1 pseudogene is annotated in these 657 nt (G+C 73.1%); it reads left to right on the plus strand.

The features are described 5' to 3' along the window. Window positions 1-657, plus strand: a pseudogene (locus Msi02_RS42815) (hypothetical protein); the annotation flags it as partial.

The raw sequence follows: 657 nt of genomic DNA on the forward strand, positions 1-657 counted from the left end.
GGCTTCGACCCCGACCCGTTCGCCCGCAACCCCTTCGAGCCGCCTGGCCGGAGCGCCGGCGGCGACCCGTTCGCGCGCAACCCGTTCGAGACGGGCGCCGCGGGGCGGCAGGGCGAGTCCGACCCGTTCGCCCGCAACGCGTTCGACACCGGCGGCTTCGACACCGGTGGCTTCGGCCAGGGCATGGAGGGACAGGGCGCGGCGGGACACGGCGGGCAGCCCGACCCGTTCGCTCGTAGCCCGTTCGAGTCCGGGCCGTTCGACCGGGCCGCCTTCGACAAGACGCCGTTCGAGACCACGAACTTCGACTCGGGACCGTTCGAGTCCAGCCCCTTCGACACCAACCCCTTCAGCCGGGGCCATGTCGGCGAGGCTCCGGTGGACACGCCCTGGCCCGGCCACCTGCCTCCTCCGGGAGGTGCTTCCTGGCCAGGCACCCCGCAGGACGGCGGTGCCGGGTGGCCAGGGCGGACCGGCCGCGGCGCCTTCGAGGGTGACGACAACACGGGCCCGCTGCCGGTGGTGCGGAATTCGCCGCTGGAGTCGGGGGAGGAGTTCCTGCCGATCTTCGCCGCGGTCGAGTCGGACTGGTTCAAGAAGGTCGACGTCCCGGCGGACAAGAGCGACTCCGACGGCGAGACCGGTGCGGAGACCAAG

It is taken from the genome of Microbispora siamensis, from assembly GCF_016863095.1.
GTDB classification, from domain to species: domain Bacteria; phylum Actinomycetota; class Actinomycetes; order Streptosporangiales; family Streptosporangiaceae; genus Microbispora; species Microbispora siamensis.